The sequence below is a fragment of the Nostoc sp. CMAA1605 genome (assembly GCF_021596505.1).
Lineage (GTDB): Bacteria > Cyanobacteriota > Cyanobacteriia > Cyanobacteriales > Nostocaceae > Trichormus.
The window spans coordinates 23,544-43,143 of the sequence record NZ_PJIZ01000064.1; the positions used below are offsets into that span (position 1 = coordinate 23,544).

Genomic DNA, 19,600 nt, shown 5'->3' on the forward strand with positions numbered 1-19,600 from the left:
CTGAACGCTAGCACATAGGTCACAAGCCCCTAGATTTATCCGTGAGGTATTTAATTTTGAATTCGGAGCTTATACCAATTCTCCAAAATTAAGCAACAGATGCAAAGCTTGAAACCCAGGTGGTATCTGACTTTCTTAATTGCGAATTGCGAATTGCGTTAGCGTAGCGGGACGAAGTCCATTGCGAATTGGTATTATTCCCACTCATCAAGTTCATGATTGGTATTACGTAACAACGAGGTGATTTGAGTACGGTGGGTTTCAAAGTTAGCGGCGATGGAAATCAAAGCAATACCGACTAGCAAACCGACAACCCATTTTAGGAAGGGGTAGCGCAAGCTAAATATTACTAGTTGATAAATACTGGTGAATAGGAAGCTAATTGTCCCAACGTAAAGGAATGCTCGTATCCGCAAAGCTAACCCCACAAAGATGAAAGCTAATGCAGAGGCTCCTGCTATGAGAGGTGTGTGTTGATAAAATACGATCGCCCAACCACAAATTACACCACTACCAATGACTCTGAAGGTGTGACGGGCGAGTTTATTTTCTGGTTGTCGCAGTGCAGGATCAAATTGAGCGAGATACAGCAGTGATAAACCAATCACTGTCACATACCATAGGGAATCATACAGGCGTAAACTATGTAACCACGAAAATAACGCCCAGTCTATCAACACCACACTAATGTATGTAAAGCGGATATTTTCCCTGAGCTTGGCAAGTAAAAGATAATACCCAGCCGCTATCACTAAGGTAATGGGGTAAACTGCCAGCCTAGTTTCCGTGAGAATCACTAAGGGGAAAATATAAGCAGCTAACCGCCAAGGTTTTTGATTCCAGCCCCAACGTTCCCAGGGCAGCAGGTATAAAAAGTAGGCAAATACGCAGGCGATCGCCCCATTCCAAGGCACTAAGGGGCCAGTTAACCATTGTCCGACGGCGGTTTCTCGCCAATAAACTCTCATCCCCGCCACTAAGAGGAAGCCAAGGTAAACCCACAAGTCAGTAACAGGAATACGACCAAATACGGGGGGTTGATTAGCATTAGCGGTTTGTTTGCCTTGTAATATGGCGTAGGCAATTAAAAATGCCCCTGTTCCTAAACCCACTAGTCGGTTAACGACAATTGGTTGGGAAATTGCAGCCATCAGTAAGCAACTACTCCAAACCCAATGTAAATGGGCAATTCCTTGGAGTTCACGCCGACTAAGGCGCAACCACGTTACTAACCACGGAGTCAAAACCCGATAGAGGGACATGATTCCAGTTCCCAGGGTAGCCATTGCAATTAAACCATCGCCCAAGCCACCGCCGGAGGCTTGTAACATTTGGTAGAACAGCAATTCATAGGCGGAAACAGAAATCCCAATAATCCCTAAATACAGCAGGGGTTTTAACTCACGGTTGCGTCGTCCAACACCTACGAAAATTAACGCTACACCTAAAGAACACAACCCAGACCAATTAGTAAAGACATTTACCCTCAGCAGGACGCTAAATACACCATAAATGACTGGTAAAACGTGGAAACTGCTAGGAAGCTTGGTCAGTTGGTGTTTACGCCGCCACCATTCGCCAAAAAGTTGGGAGAATAAACCCAAGGCAATGTTAGCAATGGCAACCCGAATAATCGAGTGTCCGCCGAAGCTTAACACCTGGGTAACTAATAATTCTACGCACCAACCAATCCCATAAAATGCCCAGTTTGTCGGTTGTCGCCAACTGCGATAAATAATGGCGACTAATGTAATGGCTGTGGCGACTAAATACCAAAATCCAGGGGTGAAACCTACATAAACAGAGGATGAGTAGAGAGTCAGGAATAATAACTCTACAGTACACAAGGAGATCGCCCATTGGTCACAAGCGGCGGCATAAATTCCCCCTAAAGTCGGAGGCAAATCATCATCTGTATTGACTTCCCCATGCCCCATGCCCCATGCCCCATGCCCAATGCCCAATGCCCGATGCCCCAACCATAAGCTTAAAATAGCGATCGCACATACAATCAACCATCCTGGTCTAGCTAGGCGTGGCACACCAGGAATACCTTCCCACAGTAACGCCGCGATGAGACTTAAGCCAAAACCAATGTTAATAACGGCAAATTTTTGCTGGCGTAGATGGCGGGTGTTGACATACATCACACCAGTTCCCACCGCTAAACCAATTAGTTGTATTCCTGGTAAGGGTAGGGTGAGTAACTGTGCCACAAATATAGTGATGACAGCCGATAAGCTATTTGTAGTCCGGTTTTGGGTTGTGCGACTAGCTAAAACCGTGAGGGCGATGGGTGTAGTTAACCAAATGACTCCCCAATAGTCTTGAGATTGAAAGTTTGGGGTGCTGTCTGTGCCGAATATCAGCCATTGCAGTAGTAGGGAAGGTATACCCTCTAAGGCTTCTATGACTAGTTGAGCATTTGTCCACAACATCAAGAAACTCACCGCCGCCAGGAAAAATCCCATGTGCCATGCGCTTTGTCGCCAGATGTTTTGACCTAACCCCCTAACCCCCTTCCCTGTGAGGGAAGGGGGAATATTGGCTGGTTCTGTATTAAGCAGACAAAATCCCCACTCTCCTAGCATCAGTATCAATAAAATACTTGCCCACAAATGCAATGCTAAATTCGGTAGTAGCCAATTAATGACTGAACAGAATGTCAGCATTCCCATTGTGTGTGTTAGATACACCAAGGGGACGGGAACAGGAGAACGCCGCTTGCTGACTACTGCCAGAGTAATGGTAGAACACAGGAAATTTAGCGATCGCAAGGTAGGATTAACGGTAGCGATCGTAGTTAAACAAGCTCCGAATACCAGACTGAGAAATTCGCTAAATTTGGCTAAATCGCGCTTTTGGGCTGTGTGTAAAGTCTCTGTCACTACTACCATGAACAGGAGGTAGGGAAATAACACCACACTCAATAAAGCCCAAGGTTCATTTTGCGCCTGGGTAAGTTGTGTTCCCACGGTGATAGCCAACTGCTGTAACCCAGAGGGAATTAACCGCCAACCCAACCAAATCGCCTGTAAACCAATAACGAACAGTAAAAATAAATCAATCTGTAAACTGTATCTGTACAGTCGGGCTGTCACCACCCACAAAGCCAGTCCACTCACTGCTATAGCTTGGGCTGGATGATTAAATACCGCCACCAACCAACCCAAAAATACTAAAATTTCCCCAATTATTGCCCAAATTACATCTAATTTAATTACAGGCGCGCTATTTTCTCCTTGCTCCTGAGTGGCTTCCTTGCTCCTCTGCTGTGCTAACCAAGTTCCTAACCAACCACAAATTCCAATTGCTAAACCTAATTGGGTGACATCCACCCTAGCAACAAAGATGCCTCGTGTTAATAGAAGTAATAAAGCATAAATAATGACAGTTGCATATAAATTAATTCCTAATCCTGATGCTTGTTGGGGTGTGGGTTGCTGGCGACGATGCTGATACAACGTCAAGATAGTGGTACCTACCATTGCCACATAAATTGCCGCTAGGGGAAATAATGGTAATTGCCAACCCCAATGCAGGTAAATTAGTCCCAGAATATTGACGAGAGATAGATTGCTTCTGGGTTGATTTGTTAAAAATGTGCGATTTTTACAAAGCAGAACCGTAATTACCGTTAGAATAGGAGCAGCGATCGCCACGGTCAACCAATCGAGAGGATTACGCCACAAACCAAAGCTATCCATAGCCCAAAAGTTGACCGGCACTAACAACAGAGTCACAATCAGCAAAGTCTGTGCTGTCAGTCTCAGGTTATTTTGTTTACCAGCCCAAAAGCTTAAACCCCAAAAACTTAAAGTATAAGCAAATAAAACTCCATACTGTCCAGAAGCGGGGAATCTCTCCCACTGGCTAGCAGCCAAGACTCCAGAAGAGAGGACAACTAAAAATACACCCAAAAACAGCAGCCACCGCACACTTAACTCTGCGCCCAAGGATTGCAACATTTGGTTAACCACACTGGGGCGTGCTGGTGGTTTTGGTGGTTTTGGTTCTTCTGGTTCTTCTGGAAGATAAGCAATTAATGATTTTTCTAGTCTTGTCGTGGATACGGGGACTCGCTGTGGTTCAGGTTCAACTACAGGCTGTAAGTTGACGCGACAGGAGAGATATTCCCGACAAATTTGTTTGACTTGGGTATCGGAGATTAAACCCAAGCATAACCACATATCCAACCCCGTCAGTAGTTCGGGGTGGTTGGAGGATATTTTTAAGTCGATTTTTTGAGGTGGACTCTCACGCATGATGGGGTGATATAAGTCGTAGGTAGCACAGTATATACCTCAATCATCATAGGCTTCGGGTATAGTTACGCGATCGCTATGCCAGTTATTTTACTGACTAAGATAGGGCTGAGTGCTGAGTAATGAGTGCTGAGTGTTGAGTGACGAGTGCTGAGTAACGTTAGCGTAGCGCGGCGTTTAGCTGGTGCTGAGTAATGAGTAAAGCGTTAGGGGAGTTACCTCCCTATCGCTCGTAATGACGGAGTTACGTTATTTTTGCGTAAGTCCTGTTAACCTTGAGCATTGGTCATTTGCAGATTCATACCGATAATTATTAAATTATTTGTGTGATACTTGGCATAGCTTCCAGGTATGGATTATTGTTTTTGGTTGCTATATATAAGCAAATTAAAATATTAAAATAGATGAATATATGAGTGAAATAATAGTAAAATCAATTGCATCTAACATCTTTCCCAAAGGAGATTATGTTTCGCCTGGATTAGCCACAGTTAAACCAGATTCATGTTTTCCTAATATGATTTTAGGTAATAAATATGATTCTTCTTGGTTTTACTTACGGCGGAATATTCCTCATAACTTTTATGTGGATAAACGACGGACTGGTGTAGGCTTTGTGAGTCGAGATGAAGCACATATTCTCTACAACACAGCTTTAAAATTTCAGGGAAAAAAGGCTTTAGAGATAGGGTGTTGGATGGGTTGGTCGGCTTGTCATTTGGCTTTAGGGGGAGTTGAGTTAGATGTAATTGACCCGATGCTATCTCAAGAGTTATTCTCTGAAAGTGTGACAGATTCACTTAAGAAAGCAGATGTCCAAGAATTAGTAAATCTCATACCAGGTTATAGCCCCCAAAAGGTGGAAGAAATAGCCAATAAATTACAACGTAAATGGTCATTAATATTTATCGATGGTCATCATGAAACACCTGCACCACTAAATGATGCGATGATTTGTGAACAATTTGCAGAACCAGATGCGTTAATTTTATTTCATGATTTAGCCTCTCCTGATGTGGGCGCAGGTTTGGATTATTTAAAGGCGAAAGGCTGGAATACAATGGTCTATCAAACTATGCAAATTATGGGCGTTGCATGGCGAGGAAATGTTGAGCCTGTTATCCATCAGCCAGATCCGACAATTAATTGGCAATTACCACCCCATTTACATGATTATCTTGTCAGTGGTGTCACTCCCGCCATAGCCACAGATAAATTTTTATCAATGCTTAAAGCCATTCAACCCTATATTTTTCTAAGTAAAGCACAGCTATTTTCACTTTACAGTCAAGTGCAACAAGGGTATGATTATTCGTTTTGGCTACCCAAGATTTTCAGACAGGCGATCGCAAATCAAAAACAGCAAAAGTCACAAGTCAAAAATTCCCCAAACTAACTTACCTACGGCTTCATAATTCCACATCAAACTACACAAAGAGTCTTGCTAAATTAAGAAAATATTTATGATTTATATTTGATTTTTGACAAAACTTCTAAGCAGATGCTTATTAACTGTTCCTGCGCTCAGACTTATCTCTGTCTCCCTTTCCCTCTTTTAACCATTGTTTCAGGAATCAAATTTTTTATGATGTAATATTACGATGAATCAACTAAAGTATTGACAAAATTCATCGAAGAGATAAAGTATATGTTGGCAAGCAAAATCACAACTTTTTGCCAGCATCAAATAGCATGAAACACAAAATATATTACTTAATGTATTACCAGTGATGATCTACAAATTTTGATTTGTTGTGTTTGTAGTCAGAAACCTATTATTAATGGTGTCCACGCCTTTTGCAAAGAGTCATAAGGCGGTTCATTAAGTAAGCACCTATTAGGTTTTTGTGTTAAATGATAGTTAGGTTGAATGGATTCTTTTAGTCAGAAAAATTATGTTGTTATCTCTGGTTGTATACATTCTGTTGTCTGAGATTATCTTTTCCTTTGCTGAACATCAAACGCACCAAAATTTCATGCACAAAAAGGTTTTATCTGAATGGTTTTATAAAAAATATCCCAACGTATTTAAAGAAGTTTATGAAGGTCATGCCATCAGACATCATGGCATTTGGTATCGTCAATTTGACTTTGAGCCTCATCCTGAAGGTAGTGATGACAATATTAGATTTCGGGCTGTGGAAATTATCACCGCGTTAGTTCTTTTCTTGCCCATAGATTTACTATTTTGGATGATTTCACCCTTAGCTGGTGTGACATTTGTTGTCATGTTACTAATTCATGCCTTCACTTGGAATACCATCCACACTCAAATGCACCAACCAAGCGACACCTTTTTTGCTGATTGGGGTGTTTTTAGATGGCTAGCCACTCATCATTATTTACATCACCAATTTACTAATAAAAATTACAATATTGTGTTTCCTTTGGCTGACTATATTTTGGGAACAAAAATAAAACCCAGAATGAGAGATTTAAGGGAACTACTACGTTTAGGATACCTGAAACCCAGAACAGCCAGAACAGAATTGAGACTGAAGAAATGGCGTAATCAAGTCGCGCTGCAACGTCAGACTGTTTTGATTCAAGATTTTGAACCTGCATTCAAATAATTCGTGATTAAAACCAAAAATTACGAATAACTTTATCGTAGCAGCAAGTATCCCTTTGGGAAAACAAGCCACGCTGTATTCTCTCCGAGAGGTTGCAATAACGTCTCGGAGAGAATTTTATTTTCTAATGACTAATGACTAATGACTAACAACCAATTCCTTCTGCTGTTGATAGCGTTGTTTAAATAGTTGTTGCTGTTTTTTATGGTCTACAATCGGGTCAGGATAGCCGACAGCACGACGTTCTAAGGGTGTAATTTTCCCTGTCACCAAATATTCTGTATCTAAAGACCGCAATTCTGGCAACCAGAAACGGATATACTCAGCGTCAGCATCAAACTTTTGTGCTTGACTGGCTGGGTTAAAAATTCGTACTGGTTTAGGGTCCATTCCACTCGAAGCACTCCATTGCCAACCGCCATTATTCGCAGATAAATCACCGTCAATTAGCTTCTGCATAAAGTATTTTTCTCCCCACTGGGGATTAATTAGTAAGTCTTTGGTGAGGAAACTGGCAACTATCATCCGACAACGGTTGTGCATCCAACCTAGTTCATTCAACTGGCGCATGGCTGCATCTACGATGGGGTAGCCTGTTTTACCTTCACACCAAGCTTGAAAGAGTTCCTCGTTATTCTCCCAAGGGAAAGTTTTAAAAGTGTCACGATAAGCACCATCAGCTAATTCAGGAAAGTGATACATAGCGTGTTGATAAAATTCCCGCCAAGCGAGTTCTTGTTGCCATGTACGGATACTGGTGCTAGCTTCTTCACTGGTGTAATTTTCTAATGCTGCTGTTGTGGCTTGCCAAACTGTACGAATACCAATTACACCAAATTTTAAAGCAGCACTGAGTTGTGATGTGCCGTCAACGGCGGGAAAGTTACGCTGTTCTTGATATTCTGTGATGGCTTTGGCGGTAAATTCTTCTAGTTTGGCTTGTGCGGCTGCTTCCCCTGGAGGAATTACCAAATCTGTATCCCAAATAAATCCTAAGTCTTTGGCTGTGGGTAAGTTTGTTACGCCTGCTTGTGTCGCCAGTTCTTGTTCTGCTGGTGTTAAACCTGTAGCGTTTTCTAGGGTTGGGACTGGTTTAGCCTTGGGTTTAGTAATCCAATTTTTCCAAAAGGGAGTGTAGACAGTGTAAGGTGCATTACTACCTGAAAAAATTTCTTGTGGGGAATGGAGAATTTGATCCCAGTTGGGGGTGAGAAATTCTATACCTTTGGCTTTTAAGGCTTCTATGATAGCGCGATCGCGTACCTGAGAATATGGTTCTACATCCCAATTCCAAAACACCGCTTTAGCTTGCAATGTCTCAGCTAAATGAGGAATAGCCTCTACAGGATCACCACGCAAAATTAATAACTGACTTCCCGCTTGTAAGTATCGCTGTTGTAATGCTTGCAAACAGCCAATCATGTAAGTTACCCTGGCTGGTGCAACATCATCTCGTTCGAGAATATTAGGATCTAGGCAAAATACACCCACCACTTTAGCAGTTTGTTCTCTGGCTAAAGCTAATCCGGTATTATCAGCAATGCGTAAATCACGGCGATGCCAAAATAAAATTAAGTCAGACATTTGAGCAGTTTATATAGTTCACTCGTACTAGCTTAAACCCTAGTAGGAGCATTTAACTATTGGCAAAATTGATATTTTCTGGAACCAAATACAACTCCAGTAACTCTATCGGTGATAGTGGCTTGTTACGTCAAAGTCCAGTATACTTGTGATTAATAGCGAATTAAATTTTTCATCATGGCAGCATTGTTACTGGCAGACGGCACGATAGAAAGCGATATACAAGAAATAGTTCGTGAACTTGCATCTATTGGTATTTATCTCAAACATTACGACCCAGGAACAGCGTTGCTATTTCCCCACCTCTTACAACAAGAGGTGTTGACAGATGAAGAAAAGCGTCATGTTGTAGATTTGCACAATAGTGTGTTTGAATTCCTGCAACAAGAAAACGGTTATTTGTGGTGTGATTTGTTAAATGTACATCCAGGATCACCAAGTCTACAAACATTGTTTGCTACCTACAGCCAATATCATACTCACACCGCGCCTGAAGCTTTGTATGTCCTGGCTGGGGAAATGATTTTTGGTTTTGTGAAGCCTGATGGTAGTCAGATACAGCTTTTGGTAGAGTCTCAAGATTACCTGAGTATTCCGTCGGGTGTGGAACATTGGTGTAGTCCCACGGCGTTGTTACAGTTCAAAGCGGTACGTTACTTTAGTGCGGCAGATGGTTGGCTGCCTAATTACACAGGTACTCGCTTGAGTGATGCTTGGTACCAAGGCTAGGTTAAAAAGGTAAAAGGCACAGGGCATCAATTTGAGCTAAAATGTCCTCTTGTGGTTGGATTCAGACACAGGATGTAGAGTCAAAAATGAGTAAAAAAAAATTACCTTTGCTAATGGCTTAGACTGCTACTACAGCAGCAGCATTGAAGAAACTGAATATATTTATTCTGAGATATTTGCCGAAAAACAGTATGACAAAAACGGTATTGTCGTTAATGAAGGTGATTGTATATTTGATGTTGGCGCAAATATTGGTTTATTTACAATATTTGCTAGTCAAATGCAAAAAAATATACAAATTTATGCCTTTGAACCAATTGCGTCAACTTTTGCGGTATTAGAAGATAATATTCGCTTGCACTCTCTAGAAAAGGTGCGTTTATTTAATTGTGGGTTGAGTTCCGAAAATAATCCCGATAAAATATTTACTTTTTATCCCAATATGGCAGGGAACTCAACCACTAAACCCAATGATATCATCGCTGATACAGATGAAATAAAATCTCAGCCAGACGCAGAAGAAATCACTGATTTATTTGCAGATTTATTTGTGGAACAAACCCAAGTTAAGTGTCAAGTCAGAACGCTTTCATCTTTAATTGATGAATTAGGAATTGATACCATAGATTTACTCAAGATTGATGTAGAAGGTGAAGAATACGAGGTTTTACAAGGGATAGAAGATAAAGACTGGCCGAAAATTAAGCAGATTGTCGGCGAATTTCATGATAAGAAAGGCAGACTAGAAAAAGTTAAAACAATTCTCACTCATCAAGGTTTTCATATCATTTTAGAAAAGAGAGAGTTACTACCGTCTAACTTTGTGGATACATACACTTTATATGCCATCCGCTAAATCTAGGCAATGTGGATTTTGGATTACACATATAATGTATTGAAATTTTGCGATTTCTAGATACCCGATTTCTTGGAAAATTCGGGTATCTTGTTGGTCATCCAAAATCTCAAATTAGTGAAACTACTCAATGATTAAATTAAATGGCAATCTGGCATAAACTCCTTGGGGGTCATTCATATTTTGCATAATTGCTAATTCTTTTTGAATTTTTTGGAGTTCAGCATTTAAGGGATTACTTGGCTGAATATTTACTTTTTGTAACCCAAAGGTAGTGCTGATATCTTCAACGGTTTGTCCAAACAAACGCTCTCCAAATGTGCTTTCTTTGGGATATTCTTGTAACTGCCAATTTTTACCTAATTTAGCCTCTTTAGCTGCATATTCAACGGCTGCATTTAAGCCACCAATTTCATCGACTAAACCAATTTGTTTCGCTGCTACTCCAGACCAAACTCTACCTTGAGCAATTTCTGCTACTTTTTGTGCTGGTAGTTTGCGTCCTTGGGCGACTTTACTTAAGAATATGTTGTAAATGCGGTTAACGCTGCGTTGATAAATTGCTAATTCTTCAGGTGATTTAGGACGCGCAACGGTTTGGCTGTCAGCATAACGGGCTGTTTTGACAGCATCCCAGGTGATACCATTATCATTCGCTAGTTTTTGACCGTTGATTAAAATTCCAAATACACCAATTGAACCTGTAATCGTGTTGGGTTCGGCGAAAATGCGGTTGGAATCACTAGCTATCCAGTAACCACCAGAGGCGGCGACATCACCCATAGAGACGATGACGGGTTTAACTTGGCGAGTGAGTTTGATTTCTCGCTGCATAACTTCGGAGGCGATCGCACTTCCTCCTGGACTGTTAATTCTTAATACAACCGCCTTAATATCTTTATCTTGACGGATTTTGTTGAAAATCGCCGCAAAATGATCTCCTCCTATTTGTCCTTCCTCGCCTTTACCATCGACGATTTCGCCTTCAGCATAAACCACAGCAATTTTATTTTTGGCTTGGCGTTCTACTGGTAAAGATTTATCGGGTACTTGTGCGTACTCCATTAAATCTATGTGCTTGAAGTTTTTATCACTTTCTTTGCTATTGGTTAATTTTTTTAAATCAGTTACTATCTGATCGCTGTAGGCTATCTGGTCGATTAAGCCGTTACTTTTGGCTGTATTGGCTTCTAGTATGGCTTGAGTATCGGCGATCGCTTGGAGTTTTTGCGGGTTAATTTTCCGGCTGTTACCTACTGTCGCACGCCACTCTCCCCAAATATCATTGAGCAATTTTTGGGTTTGTTCACGGTTTTCTGGACTCAGTTTATTGAGTACCAAGGGTTCGACTGCACCTTTAAATTTACCCACTCGGACAATTTGCACCCCGATACCATACTTTTGTAATGCTCCCGCCAGGAAAACAGGTTGGCTACTAAAACCGTTCATTTCCATTGCGCCAAAAGGGTTAAGTGCAATGGTATCGGCTGCGGAACTGAGATAATATTCCTTTTCTCCCCATTCCATTCCATAGGCGATTACCTTTTTACCACTGGCGCGGAAGTCTTCTAAGGCTTTGCGAATTTCTTTAAGAGAAGCAAAACCCAAGTTACTCGCTCCACCTGTACGGGTAGCATCTAAGTAAATACCCACAATTCGCTGATCACTCTTAGCTTTGGCAATGGAATCCAAAACGCTACGGAGTGTCATCCGTTCTGGTTTCACGCCGGATAGAGTGTTTTGAAAGACTTCACCAGAACTTGGTTCTCTGTCGGTGATAGTCATTGATAAGTCAAAAACTAAGACGGACTTATCTTTGACTATAGGCCCTGTATCTTTAGAACCCGCCACAGCAAATAATAAAAATAAAAGTCCTACTGTACTAATTCCAGAGAAAACAATTAGTCCTAATACAGTCCCAAGTAAGCTAGCAGCAGTTTGTTTTAAAAAGTTATTCATTAGTTAATAGTCAATAGCATTAGTCATTAGGGAACGGGGAACAGGGAACAGGGAACAGATTAATATTCATGTTCAATGCCCAATGCCCAATGCCCTATTCCCTATTGTATTATTTGTAAACTATTTGAGTGTTTTAACTCAGATAGGTTGGTGTTACCTGTGCAGAATAATACTGTGGTGATTTCTGCAATTAATACCTCGGCTAAATCTTGGAGTGCTGTTTCTGATTCTACGGCGGCTTTGAGGAAAGGCATCGCCAAGCCTGCGATATCTGCTCCCAAGGCGATCGCTTTGGCGACATCTAAGCCATGACGCAAACCACCGGAAGCGATGAGGGGAACATGGGGTGCGATCGCTCTAATACTGGTAATACAATCGGCTGTAGGTATTCCCCAATCGGCAAAGGTCAACCCTAAACGTCTTTGTAGCGCATTTTCTGCCCTTTCTCCTTCGACTTTTGCCCAAGAAGTCCCGCCTGCACCCGCTACATCAATGGCTCTCACTCCTACTGCTAATAGCTTTTCGGCCATTGTGGCGGAAATACCGTTACCTACTTCTTTGGCAATTACTGGTACTGGTAATTTAGAGCATAATTTATCTATTTTGTCAAGCAAGCCCCGAAAATTAGTATCGCCTCTAGGTTGAATAAACTCTTGTAGAGGATTAATATGCAAAATCAACGCGTCGGCTTCTAACATATCAATGATTTGCAGACATTGATCTAAGCCGTATTTGTAGTTAAGCTGTACAGCACCAACGTTAGCAAACAACAGAATATCGGGTGCAAATTGACGCACTGCAAAGGTATCAGCGACTTGGGGTTTTTCTACTGCTACCCGTTGCGAACCGACACCCATCGCTAATTTATAGGTTTGCGCGACTGCGGCTAAACGCTGGTTAATCATTTTTGCTTGTTCTGTTCCCCCAGTCATAGAGGAGATCAGCAAAGGTGCGTTGAGGATTTTACCGAAAAATCGCGTTTTGATATCAATGTCTTCCCGATCTAATTCTGGTAAGCAACAATGAGTGAAACGATAGCGTTCTAAACCGTTAGTGATTTCCTGACACTGGACATCTTCTTCTAAACAGATGCGGATGTGATCTGCTTTACGTGACTGAATGGGGATGGATGTGTTATCGGTAGGGAGATTCACGGATAGGTATGATTGATAGCTTGCGATTACTATTGTAAGTGGGTCTGCTAAGTTGTACAGGCGATCGCAAATTTCCGACACGCTAAACTGCAAAAGCCAATATCAGTTAGCATCATTAGCCGTAGTTTTTTTCACTTTAATTTGAGTTGACATTGCTTCTCTAGTTTGCAGGTGTGCTTGTTCCAACTTGTAATTGAGCCAAACAAAGCTGCTACCAAAAGAAGTAATGGTAATGAGACAAATAGTTATTAATAGTCTCACTTGAGAACGTAGAGATTTAATTTCTTGTGTTTGCTCCAGCAGACTTATAGATGATGGCGGTTGAATTTGGGAATTTTCTACTATTCTTGTGGCTGGTTGTGGCGCAATACTGGCAAATTTAACCTGATCATATAGCCAGTTGGTAATTAGTTGGGGACAGTTCTTCTTAAACCATTGCCAAGCAATCATCCGAAATACAGGTTTAGAAAATTTCGCCATCATTTTTAAGAGGCTATTCACACTATGGGAGCGAACTTTTTGATTAATGAGGTTAGTTGCTCCTACATCATATAAACAATCTAATATCAATTTAACCGTTGTTTCTTCTCTATATGATAAGTTTTCTAGCAAGAGAAGTACATCATGAATACGTTCTTCCGTCATGATTTGCTCCGGTGATTTTGACGATAAATTGACAAGCTGATGATTGGAAGTGTTCATGACATCTAAAACTAGTTATGTGGGTATATAAGTCCGATTTGACGACACAAATTTTTCAAAAAATGCGTTTGATATACTGACGTAGTTTCTAGAGAGTAATTAAAAGTTCCACCGCAATATACTTATTTCATCGCTGACCTTTTAGATAAGTACAATTCGCTATATTAAAGTTTGTGTTTTTCTTGAATCATGACTGCACTGGTGAGCTTGAGAAAATTGGTATATTCCCGTAATCGTTATTTTTAGACCATATTATTTGTTTGCTCTCCCTGTATTGTTCAGAAATTTTACTGATTTAACAACAAAGGTACATTTTGACTGCCAATAATATTATACACCATAAAATAGGATGTACTTAACTGTCTATGAGCATCTTTATGTTAGGGTTAATTTTTATCTAGACAAGATAAATCAGAGGCTTCAAATTAGTATTTGAATTCTAATAATTAGTTATTTTCTGGTTATTTATATCCTGATGATAGATAATTTTTGAAGAGCATTATTTATTAAAGTCTCCATTCTTCAATCAGATTTAGTGAGTTAAATGATTCATGTTGACACCGTAGACTTATTTCACCCAAAATATGACGTAACTTTATATCTTTACCTTTCTAAAATATAAAGTCATCCATCTATGGTGTAATACATTTTTCCTGAACGATGATGATTTTGTTGTCCAGATCCTCGACTTCTCAAAGAAGTCGGGTGTCTTGTAGCTCACGAATTATTTAGGGACTGCCGGAACAGCATTTTCTCTGAATTAAAATACTAGCGATGCCAATTGAATTCACATATGTTAATGGCGTAGTTAAGGAATAAGAAATAAAGGTATACCTAACTTCGCAAAAACCAAATATGATTTCTACTATCAGAAAATTTAATAATCATTAAATATAACCAAATTAAATCTGATTCTTAACCTAGTCTTAAAGTAATTATAGTTACTAATCCTAGAAACTCAAATTGGTGTTGGCGATATGGTTTGATCTGTGCGTTGGTGAAAGTAGAAAAAATCACAACAAGTTTAACTCTACGCCTCCTACTATCCCTTAGACTAGGGGCAGCAACTTTGTTAATATTGGTCGAGGAAAGTGGAAAGTGACGGAAACGAACAACTTAAACTCTGCTCTTCAGGACGTTTCACGTAGAGAATTGCGCGATTTAGTCAGGACTCAGCTGCGAATGCTATTGGAAGCAGGAGATTTGCAAGCAGCTAAATCTATTCTCATACCTGTGCAGCCTGCGGATATAGCCGAGGCGATTGAAGGTTTACCAGAAGCGATGCACGCTTTGGCGTTTCGTCTACTTTCAAAGAGTGAGGCGATAGAAGTTTATGAATATCTGGACTACAGCGTTCAAGAACGATTAATTGAGGAATTGAAAAGCCAAGAAGTCCGCGATATTGTTGATCAGATGTCCTCCGATGACCGTGCTAGGTTATTTGATGAGTTACCAGCGAAAGTAGTCAATCGGCTATTAGAACAACTCAGTCCCGTTGAACGCCAAGCTACGGCTTTACTTTTGGGTTATGAATCTGGTACGGCTGGACGCATCATGACTCTGGAATTTATCGCCCTGAAAGATAATTTTACGGTATCTCAAGCCTTAGAACGGATACGCAGTCTCGCTAATGCCAGTGAGATGATTTACTATCTCTACGTGACTGATGCAGCCAGAAGTTTAACGGGGATTGTGTCTTTGCGGGAGTTAGTCACCTCTCAACCAGAACAGATGATTGGCGATATCATGACTCGTGATGTCATTAGTATTCACACTGATACAGACCAAGAAGAAGTAGCTAGATTAATTCAAAGATATGATTTTTTAGCTGTACCAGTAGTAGACAAGGAAGAACGTTTAGTAGGTATCGTCACGGTTGATGATGTCATTGATATTTTGCAACAAGAAACTACGGAAGATATCTACGCTGTGGGTGGTGGTGTGCAATCTAGTGGTGATAACTATTTTCAGATGGATTTAATGCAAGTAGCCCGTAAGCGAGTTTTATGGTTATTTGTCTTATTAATTACCAATACAGTTACAGGTACGATTATTAAATCTCAAGAAGATATTTTGACTAAAGTTGTCACATTAACGGCGTTTATTCCCCTACTGACTGGTACTGGTGGTAACGTCGGCGCGCAATCTTCAACAGTGGTAATTCGGGGGATGAACACTGACGAAATCAGAAGCTTAGGGACTTTGCAAGTGATTGGGCGGGAAGCGATCGCCGGTGCATTGCTGGGTGTTATGTTAGGTAGTATTGCTACAATCTGGGCTTACTTTTTACAAGGACGATTAGAAGTTGCGATCGCTGTTGGTAGTAGTTTAGTAGCTATTTCTGTTTTAGCTTCTGTTTCCGGTTCAGCACTGCCATTTTTGTTTCGCTTCTTGCGTTTAGATCCAGCCTTGATGTCTGCACCGTTTATTACTACAGCAGTTGACGTTTTGGGTGTGTTAATTTACTTCAACTTGGCACGAGTAATTTTACAGTTGTGAGTGGTGAGTGGTGAGTGCTGAGTGCTGTTAGCGGTAGCGCGGCGTTTAGCCGGTGCTGAGTCATTAGTGTTTCTTCTCTGCCTCCCCTGCCTCCCCTGCCTCCCCTGCCTCCCCTGCTCCCCCTGCCTCCCCTGCCTCCCCTGCCTCCCCTGCCTCCCCTGCCTCCCCTGCTCCCCCTGCCTCCCCTGCCTCCCCTGCCTCCCCTGCCTCCCCTGCTCCCCCTGCTCCCCCTGCCTCCGTTACCTGTTCCATGTCACCTCAACTTCTACAGTTCCGAGGGTGTATCTGGAGCGATAATTTCACCGGTACCCATTTTCAGGATTTTGTCTTGTTCGGTAATTAATTCGCTCAATTCTTTAACTTGTAAATTCATTTGCTCGCAGGCTTGTCGAAGTTCGCGTGCGAAGGTGTTAATATCTTCCCCGTAACCGCATTGATAGGCCGCAGTCTCAATTCCTTGCTTGGCATTTGCCCTAGCACAATCTACTAAGTCGGTTCCATGCAATGGTTTTGCAGATGCCATAGACTTTTTTCGTTAACTTTGTTTGTGTTGTCTTTTAGTTAAGTTAGCAACACAACAAAATGAAATCATCCTTCTGTTGACAGACAAAAATACCATCTTTAGGTGTATTAATCTTGAGTTTTCTTGATGAAGCTATAGGAATCATATTTTATTTCTGTGATGTTCTTTCCCTGGATACAGGATGTTATTCAAACTTGGTGCGAAGATTATAAATTATGAACAAAACAACAAAAAACAGATTGATATCTGGGATGACTGATGAAGATTGGTTTAACGTAGGGAAATCTGATGCTTGGGCGGGCAAGTCTAAAGTACCACCAGAACAAGATGCTCAAGCTGCTAGTATGTATGACCTTGGTTACAGTGAGGGAGAGATTACACATCCGCCAACTGAAACGAAAAGAGATGATCATTAATATGTCTCAAAGTTCAAAGAACACTTCATCAGAACAAGAAAATACTAATTTAGGGACTTCCAGAAAATAAATTATCCAATTTCCGATATAAGACATTGTTATTTTTCCCCCTGCTCCCTGCCCCTCTGCCTACACAGTGATAGTATATTTTTTAAGTTGTGAGTCCCTTAAGGCGTGCCTTGTCATGACTGACTTAGCCTTGCCAAGAAGCATACAAAATATTTTAGAAAAATACACTGAGCCAGAGGCTATTTTTCCGGCAATCTTGCCAGTGATTGGAGAAGTGTTAGAATGCGATCGCTGTTTTTTGTACTTGAGAAATCCTCAAACTCGATTTGCTAAAATCGCCTATTGCTGGCGAAAACATCAAAATATTCCCGATATTACAGAATCGGCATGGAAGTTAGAGCCGTCATCATTACCCCAAGAAGACCCTTTGTTTGCCGCAGCACTGCGGAATGAGGCTTCCATTTACGTTGAAGATGTAGAAACTGCTAGTCCGAAAGTGGTAAATAAAGAGTTTGAGCGGGAAAATCTGGGACATCGGGCGTTAATTCATGCTCACCTGTGCCAAGATGGTCAACTTTGGGGGATTTTACAGCCTAGTGTCTTCGGTCACAAGCGAATTTGGTCAGATTTTGACCATGCTATTATGACTCAATTGGAAAATGAATTAACACCCTTAGTCATCACCTATATGACAAAATAAAAATCACTCTAAATTTATCTATGGTGATGTTTCTGTTGCCTTTGGAAGTTTTAATTGGTCAATTACAGCAAAACGAATATCGCGCTTTTCTGCAATTAATTTTATTCCTGGCTGCTTGAGATTTAAAAAGTCTAATCCTTTTTCTTTACCACTAATTAAAAAGTCAGTAATGGCGATTTTGTAGGTGCGTTTGGGGTCAAGTGGTTGACCTTGAATTAACCAATTATTGGAATTTGCTTCCTGACTAATTTTAGCTGTTTGCAAATAACCACCAGTCCCTTGATTAGCTTTTCCTTGATTTAATACTTTTTGTAAAAGTTCGCCATTCATCTCTACAGCCACAACTTTACCGCCAAAAGGCAAGATGCGAATTATGTCGTATTGGGTGATGGGGCCTGGTGGTATGACATCATCAATGCGAATTGAACCGCCATTAAACACGGCTAAATCTGCGTCAGGTACTTCTTTTAACATCGCCTCAGCAATTAACTCTGTCAAATTCGTCGATTTATTACGAACACTGGATTCTAATCCATCTAAAGCAAATGTGAGTTGAGTAATTACTTGACTGGGGTCAAAGCCATTGGCAATAAAGGCTTGATAACCTTTTTCTAGCCACCCTTGCACTACCTTTGCTGTTTTTGGTTCTTCAGGAATCTGATCTGTGATAGGGACTAAGCGAGAGTTAATTACCAGACTTTTTTTGACAGTATCGTAATTCAATTGATGAACATAAACTGTACGTGCATTGGCATCGGCTTTAAAAATCGGTGTAAAATCTCGACCCCGCCATTGTTGAATATTTTCATGTTCATGACCACCCAGAATTACGTCTATTTCTGGTACAGTTTCCGCTAGTTGGCGATCGCTGGCAATTGATAGATGGGTCAAAGCTACGATAATATCAACTTTACCTTTGAGGCTATTTACCTGCTGTTTAGCTGTGGCAATGGGATCTGTATAACTGACGTACTTTGGTTGATTGCTGTTGAGGGTAACACCGATTAATCCTACCCTAACTACAGCCCCGCGATCGCCTTTGACATTAAATACTATTGTCCGGGGAACACCTTTAAAGGGTCGGCCTGCGCTATCAGAAACATTACTCGATACCCAACGAAACCGTGACTCTCGCAATCTTTGATAAAACAGGTTTTCTGGTAGGTCAAATTCGTGATTACCAAAAGTCACATAATCCACACCCAAGGTATTCATCACAGCCACCATTTGCTGACCTGCTAGGGGCGTACCGTTGATTTTCGCAGTTCCCAAAGCCGAAGGACTCAGAAAATCTCCGGCTAAGACTGTGTAGGTGCGGGGGTTATCTTGGTAAAGTTGTTGTCTCAAGGTGGCGACACGGGCTAAACCTCCGCGCGTTCCTCCTTCCACTGGCGTAATTTCGTAGACATCGTTAAGTTGCAACAGGTTAATTTTGACAATTTCCGCCAGCCCTGGGGTAGCTAAAGTTACTGTCGTCAATATTTGTAAAACTACACTGCAACCAAAATAAATAAGTTTCATATTTAGCTTGCAAAACCATTAATCTACGGAATTGATTGTACTCATAATTCGTCTAGCTCTTGCCATCAGAAAAGAATGTTGATTTTTGTATCAGTGATAGTTACCAAAAC

General features: G+C 41.0%; 14 protein-coding genes. 7 read left to right on the forward strand and 7 right to left on the reverse strand.

Going from position 1 to position 19,600, the window contains the following annotated elements:
- Positions 1-194 precede the first annotated feature (194 nt).
- Positions 195-4,265 (reverse strand): DUF2157 domain-containing protein, encoded by a 4,071-nt coding sequence (locus CV014_RS19860; protein ID WP_236143603.1) that lies wholly within the window; start codon positions 4,263-4,265, stop codon positions 195-197.
- Positions 4,266-4,677: 412 nt separating this feature from the next.
- Between CV014_RS19860 and CV014_RS19865 the strand changes: the two genes are divergently transcribed.
- Both CV014_RS19865 and CV014_RS19870 read left to right on the forward strand, forming a co-directional pair.
- Positions 4,678-5,661 (forward strand): class I SAM-dependent methyltransferase, encoded by a 984-nt coding sequence (locus CV014_RS19865; RefSeq protein WP_236143604.1) that lies wholly within the window; start codon positions 4,678-4,680, stop codon positions 5,659-5,661.
- Positions 5,662-6,160: 499 nt separating this feature from the next.
- Positions 6,161-6,838, forward strand: a complete 678-nt coding sequence (locus CV014_RS19870; protein ID WP_236143605.1) for a sterol desaturase family protein — start codon at positions 6,161-6,163, stop codon at positions 6,836-6,838.
- Positions 6,839-6,976: 138 nt separating this feature from the next.
- Here the strand turns inward: CV014_RS19870 and CV014_RS19875 are convergent, their stop codons facing one another.
- Positions 6,977-8,422: a deoxyribodipyrimidine photo-lyase, 8-HDF type gene (locus CV014_RS19875; RefSeq protein WP_236143606.1), complete on the reverse strand. Its 1,446-nt coding sequence runs from the start codon at positions 8,420-8,422 to the stop codon at positions 6,977-6,979.
- Between the two features lie 177 nt (positions 8,423-8,599).
- Between CV014_RS19875 and CV014_RS19880 the strand changes: the two genes are divergently transcribed.
- A complete protein-coding gene (locus CV014_RS19880; RefSeq protein WP_236143607.1) occupies positions 8,600-9,151 on the forward strand; it encodes a cupin domain-containing protein in 552 nt (183 codons plus the stop codon).
- 229 nt (positions 9,152-9,380) lie between these two features.
- Positions 9,381-10,007, forward strand: coding sequence for an FkbM family methyltransferase (locus tag CV014_RS19885; RefSeq protein WP_442946927.1), 627 nt, complete (start codon positions 9,381-9,383; stop codon positions 10,005-10,007).
- A 123-nt stretch (positions 10,008-10,130) separates the two neighbouring features.
- On the opposite strand, the gene sppA is transcribed toward CV014_RS19885, so the two are convergent.
- From sppA to CV014_RS19900, 3 genes are all read right to left on the reverse strand, one after another.
- Positions 10,131-11,966 (reverse strand): signal peptide peptidase SppA, encoded by a 1,836-nt coding sequence (gene sppA, locus CV014_RS19890; RefSeq protein ID WP_236143608.1) that lies wholly within the window; start codon positions 11,964-11,966, stop codon positions 10,131-10,133.
- A gap of 101 nt (positions 11,967-12,067) precedes the next feature.
- Positions 12,068-13,120 (reverse strand): type 2 isopentenyl-diphosphate Delta-isomerase, encoded by a 1,053-nt coding sequence (gene fni, locus CV014_RS19895; protein WP_236143619.1) that lies wholly within the window; start codon positions 13,118-13,120, stop codon positions 12,068-12,070.
- A 102-nt stretch (positions 13,121-13,222) separates the two neighbouring features.
- A complete protein-coding gene (locus CV014_RS19900; RefSeq protein ID WP_236143609.1) occupies positions 13,223-13,822 on the reverse strand; it encodes a hypothetical protein in 600 nt (199 codons plus the stop codon).
- Positions 13,823-14,920: 1,098 nt separating this feature from the next.
- On the opposite strand from CV014_RS19900, the gene mgtE reads away from it, so the two are divergent.
- A complete protein-coding gene (gene mgtE, locus CV014_RS19905; RefSeq protein ID WP_236143610.1) occupies positions 14,921-16,321 on the forward strand; it encodes a magnesium transporter in 1,401 nt (466 codons plus the stop codon).
- 265 nt (positions 16,322-16,586) lie between these two features.
- On the opposite strand, the gene CV014_RS19910 is transcribed toward mgtE, so the two are convergent.
- On the reverse strand, positions 16,587-16,844 hold the full coding sequence (locus CV014_RS19910) for a hypothetical protein (protein ID WP_103138755.1): 258 nt from the start codon (positions 16,842-16,844) through the stop codon (positions 16,587-16,589).
- 215 nt (positions 16,845-17,059) lie between these two features.
- Here CV014_RS19910 and CV014_RS19915 point away from each other — a divergent pair, with 215 nt between their 5' ends.
- Positions 17,060-17,260, forward strand: a complete 201-nt coding sequence (locus CV014_RS19915) for a hypothetical protein (RefSeq protein ID WP_236143611.1) — start codon at positions 17,060-17,062, stop codon at positions 17,258-17,260.
- Between the two features lie 184 nt (positions 17,261-17,444).
- Entirely contained in the window at positions 17,445-17,969 is a 525-nt protein-coding gene (locus CV014_RS19920) for a GAF domain-containing protein (protein WP_236143612.1), read from the forward strand.
- 18 nt (positions 17,970-17,987) lie between these two features.
- Here CV014_RS19920 and CV014_RS19925 read toward each other — a convergent pair whose 3' ends face one another.
- Positions 17,988-19,490: a bifunctional metallophosphatase/5'-nucleotidase gene (locus CV014_RS19925; protein WP_236143613.1), complete on the reverse strand. Its 1,503-nt coding sequence runs from the start codon at positions 19,488-19,490 to the stop codon at positions 17,988-17,990.
- Between the last annotated feature and the right edge of the window lie 110 nt (positions 19,491-19,600).